This window comes from Tissierellales bacterium, from assembly GCA_025210965.1.
Lineage (GTDB): Bacteria > Bacillota > Clostridia > Tissierellales > JAOAQY01 > JAOAQY01.
The window spans coordinates 1-4,871 of record JAOAQY010000232.1; the positions used below are offsets into that span (position 1 = coordinate 1).

A 4,871-nucleotide genomic window follows, 5' to 3' on the forward strand; every position below is an offset into this window, starting at 1 on the left:
TGCTTTTGTCTTTTTCAAATCAGTTCATCTCCTTCTATAACACTTGGAATATTCCAAACAGTTGAAATATATCCATAAAAATATGGATAATAATCTTCCTTATCTTGCATCCTCCAAGAAAGTTTTTTATCCATTTCAAAACTCTCTAAAAACCTATTTGTTCCATAATGCTGACGAATGTCTTCAAGTATCGAAAGAAACATTTCATAGCTATTTCCATCTTCTTTCGAATCGCTTCCGAAAACAAATTCAATTTTTACTGATGATTCCTCTTCTCCGTCATATCCTCCTTTAGCTCTTACCACCAAAAAAGGATAATGTTTATCTATCTCATTGTTTACAGGATAGATTCTATTAGGAATAAACTGCCTAATAATCTTTAACTCTGGATGCTTTTTCAAAAGCATCTCTTTCAAATTTTTTAGTAGCAATGTTTGTAAATGTGCGATGACCATAAATTGCATCTCCTTGCGATTATATAATGTAAATGAATCATGTGAGTAAAAATAGTTCTGTAATATTTCACACCTCCTTTTGGGTATAGAAAAAGCACCCTGACCAAAAGGTGCCTTCACTTCTCTATTTTTCCTCACTAACATAATATCACAGATACTATAGGAACATTGTGTTTCTTTTGTGTCGTATATAAATATGAAAATAAAAACACCTCATTGATGAGATGTTTTGTGTTTTATAACTTTAACTTATTCACTTTGTGCCTAATCCAATCATAACTGTACCCAACTTCTTCTGCAATAATTTTTAAACTTTTTCCCTCAACATACTTCTTATATATAATATCATACTCAATTCCAGAATTATCTTCTAACTTTTTTTCTATACCCGCTTTACATTTTTCAAGATTATCAATTAGTTTATCTAATCTAATTACTTCAGATTGCATTGGTGATATATTTACAAGTAATTCTTCAAAATCTAAAACTACACTTCCAGCCCCTTTTGGCAAACTGTAATCAATACCATCTATTTCTCTTGGTTTATTTTTATTTAAAAGATAATCAATTTGAATTATTATAGATTCTCTTCTAAATTTCCAAATTCTAATTTCATCACATAATTCTACATAGTTTTTTCCTATATTCATCGTTAAAATCATCTCCACTTAACTATATTATAGTTTACAAATTTTACTAGCTATAATAGAGAGACGTATTTTTTCTGATTTTTGTAAACCTACTAATACTATATATTTAGAATTTTTTCTACAAATCATATTAAAATAAATTATATGCTCTATTTCAAAGTGTTATCCTAGAATTATATATCGTTCAATAATTCTAGATGAAATGTATTATCAAAAATATACCAATAAAAAACACAAAAATCCTATAAAATATTTGCCTGTAATATGTTAAACTATTCATTGTAATTATATATATCGTATAAGGAGTTTTTAAATGAATAACATAATAGGAATACTCGCATCAATAATTTTTGTAGGATTAATACTTTTTATTGCCACATTAGCTGAAAAAAAGGATATATTATCTGGAGAAGGATCACGGAAGTTCATACACATAATACTTGGTAATTGGTGGCTCTTAGCTATGTTTTTTTATGATAATGCTATTTGGGCAGCTATTGTCCCCTTTCTTTTTGTTATAATTAACTATATATCTTACAAAAAAGGACTGATAAGTGCTATGGAACGTGATGGTAGCATAGAAGATCTTGGAACTGTATACTATGCGATATCATTATTTATACTTTCATTATGGACCTTTGGTATAGAAAGACCCTATATAGGAGCCATCGGTATTCTTGTAATGGGCTATGGTGATGGATTTGCAGCAATTATAGGAAGTAAACATGGTCATCACAAGTTCACAATTTTAAGAAAAAGTAAATCAATTGAAGGCAGCTTTTGTGTTTTTATAATAACATTTATTATAAGTATGTTTATAATGCCTATTATAGGCCATCCAGTATCTATACTAAACTCAATTATTTTATCAATAATAGCAACTTTAATTGAAGCTCTAACTCCATTTGGAATGGATAATTTGAGCTTGCCACTAACAATAAGCTATGTATACTACACAATGATATCTTAATACGGAGGTTTAAATATGTTTACCAAAATAATAATAGGACTAATACTCTCTACTATAATATCAATATTAGCCTACAAAAAGAAATCACTATCTATATCTGGAGTACTATCAGCTATATTTTTAGGAACTATTCTCTATTCTATAGGTCATGTTTCTATGTACTCATTAATGATTATTTTCTTTATATTAGGAAGTATTCTTTCAAAAATCAATTCAAAAATTTCATATAAATTAAATCTAAATTCTAGCAAGTTTTTAAAAGAATCCGGTTGTCGCAATTACATCCAAGTATTCGCTAACGGAGTTATTCCACTAATATTTTCAATAATGTATATGACAAACCCAAGCGATTTATTTATAATAGCATCAGCAGCCGCTTTTGCAAGTGCTACATCTGATACATTTGCTTCTGAAATAGGATCTTTGAGTAGTGAAAAACCACATTATTTACTGTCTAGAAAAAATACCGATACAGGACTATCGGGAGGAGTTACTAGACTTGGATTTTTTGCATCTCTTTTAGGAACATTCATAATTTCTTTTTCTTTTGTTTTAATAATAATATTGGAAAGAGGATTTAATTTTAACTTCATATTCTATGGAATTTTAGTTTTTCTCCTTGGCTTTTTAGGTTCAATAATAGACAGTATTCTTGGTGAAAAATTTCAAGTAAAATACTATTCGAATGTATTTAGTGGTAAATTAACCGAAAAATCTATGGAAAATGATATCCCAAATAAAATCGCATCCGGACACCCTTTAATGGATAATAATATGGTAAACTTCTTAAGCATATTAATTTCTGCTTCACTTACATTTATATTTGTATAGAATAAAAAAACTACTATCTATTCTGTTTGATTACTATTAATCATAACATAGATAGTAGTTTTTTATAATTGCGTAAAATTAAATACTATTACTCTATATTTTAAAAATAGTCAGTACTTCCGAACACTCCCATTTGTCCTCCAGTGTGAATAAATAGAATTGTTTCACCTTTAAATCTACCTTTCATTACTTCTTTATAAAAACCATATGCAGCTTTCCCTGTATAAGTAGGATCAAATATGATTCCTTCTTTTTTTATAATATTTTTTATAAATGTTATTTCATCATCACTTGGAATTCTATATCCTTCGCCTACATACCCATCTATAATATCAATTTCAGAACTATGAATTTCTTCTAATTCCAAATCAAATTCATCTATTGTTTCATTGGCTATTTTTGAAATATAATCTATAAAGTATTCCCTTTCTTTCCTAACATTTATTCCTGTCAATTTAACATCTGGCATGAATTTTTTTATTCCCAAAAGTAATCCAGCATAAGTACCACCTGAACCTACAGTTACAACTATTCTATCAAATTTTATTCCTCTAGGAATTTGATTTTTTATTTCTTTTACACAATTCATATATCCTAAATTTCCAAGAGCATTTGATGCACCAAGCGGAATACAATAAGCATTTTTGCCATATTTCAAGTACTCTCTCGCTAATTCATCCATATACTTGTTTAGATATGATTCATCAAACTCTTCTTCATCAATCCACTCAAGTCTTGAACAAGCTAAATCGTTTAGAAAATAATTTCCCGTATAACTTAATTCTTTTTTTGATTTTGCCAAGACCAAGTGACAATCTATTCCCAATTGATTAGCTAAATAGGATGTCGTTCTAGCGTGATTTGACTGAGGTCCACCACAGGTTATTACTGTATCATATCCCAGGTTTACCACCTCACTCATTATATATTCTAATTTTCTAACTTTGTTTCCACTTAGTTCCATTCCAGTGAAATCATCTCGTTTTATATAGAAGGTCAATTCTAATAATTCTGATAAATTTTGAAGCATTTGAATCGGAGTTGGTAAATTTGCAACACGCAATCTCTTTTCTAGCATCATGATCGCTCCTCTTTAACTTTTTTATCATTCTTATTTACCCTTTAATAATTGTAATTATCTTAAATAATACAAAATATACTATTCTAATCTGATGGCTCAGTATTCAAATCAAGCCGAAATAACTTAATAAAAAAAGATGCCTTTCGGCATCTTTTATAGTCGTCTACTCAGCTTGTTTTGCTGCTTTACGAGAATCTCTCAATAACGTAAATGCTGTGTATGTTACAACAACTATTACTAAATAAGTCAATATCTTGATTGGTAATGATTTAACGATGTAAGCTGCAATGAATACACCAACTAGACCACCAATAGTAATTGCCATAGATGCTTTTTTGTTGTAAGCTCCTTCTTTGATAAAACGAACGCTTGCAGGTGGCATTAAGAATGCGCAAGATCCCATCATGATTGGGAACGCTACTTTTGGTGACAATCCCATCATGTAAATCATCGCCATACAAGGGGCATATAATCCAATACCCGCTGTCATAAGTGCACCTAATATAAAGTTAATTACAACTGCAATCACTAATTTTATTCCAGTAAGACCTATTGCTGTACCAGTTCCAAGTGAAGCTGTCCATCCTAATTGACCAGATAACATCAAAAATGCTGTTGCCAATAAAGCAATACCCATTACTAGCTGAACTTTTTTCTCGTCCCATTTAGAAACGATACCCGCTCCAAGCACTGCACCAACTGCTGCTGATGCCAACAATGAAACTAATGTGATTGGTTCAACTTCTATAACTGATATAAATATAAATGCTTCTGCTACTACTGGAATTGTACAAGATACATTAAGTGTACCAGGTAAAACTCTATCGTGAATTTGTTTAAACGATCGAAGTAACATAGTAGTCGGTGCAAATGAACCTATTCCA

General features: G+C 29.9%; 6 protein-coding genes. 2 read left to right on the top strand and 4 right to left on the bottom strand.

Annotated elements, in window-relative coordinates:
* Positions 1-14 precede the first annotated feature (14 nt).
* Positions 15-455: a hypothetical protein gene (locus tag N4A40_16560; protein MCT4663467.1), complete on the bottom strand. Its 441-nt coding sequence runs from the start codon at positions 453-455 to the stop codon at positions 15-17.
* A gap of 236 nt (positions 456-691) precedes the next feature.
* Positions 692-1,117 (bottom strand): hypothetical protein, encoded by a 426-nt coding sequence (locus N4A40_16565; protein MCT4663468.1) that lies wholly within the window; start codon positions 1,115-1,117, stop codon positions 692-694.
* Positions 1,118-1,418: 301 nt separating this feature from the next.
* Here N4A40_16565 and N4A40_16570 point away from each other — a divergent pair, with 301 nt between their 5' ends.
* Both N4A40_16570 and N4A40_16575 read left to right on the top strand, forming a co-directional pair.
* A complete protein-coding gene (locus N4A40_16570; GenBank protein MCT4663469.1) occupies positions 1,419-2,075 on the top strand; it encodes a hypothetical protein in 657 nt (218 codons plus the stop codon).
* 15 nt (positions 2,076-2,090) lie between these two features.
* Positions 2,091-2,906 (top strand): DUF92 domain-containing protein, encoded by an 816-nt coding sequence (locus N4A40_16575; GenBank protein ID MCT4663470.1) that lies wholly within the window; start codon positions 2,091-2,093, stop codon positions 2,904-2,906.
* Positions 2,907-3,006: 100 nt separating this feature from the next.
* Here the strand turns inward: N4A40_16575 and N4A40_16580 are convergent, their stop codons facing one another.
* The gene (locus tag N4A40_16580; protein ID MCT4663471.1) at positions 3,007-3,987 is read right to left on the bottom strand and encodes a D-cysteine desulfhydrase family protein; all 981 of its coding nucleotides are present in this window, start codon (positions 3,985-3,987) and stop codon (positions 3,007-3,009) included.
* A 163-nt stretch (positions 3,988-4,150) separates the two neighbouring features.
* Positions 4,151-4,871 (bottom strand): sulfite exporter TauE/SafE family protein (locus N4A40_16585; protein ID MCT4663472.1); only part of this gene is annotated, 721 nt, incomplete at its 5' end.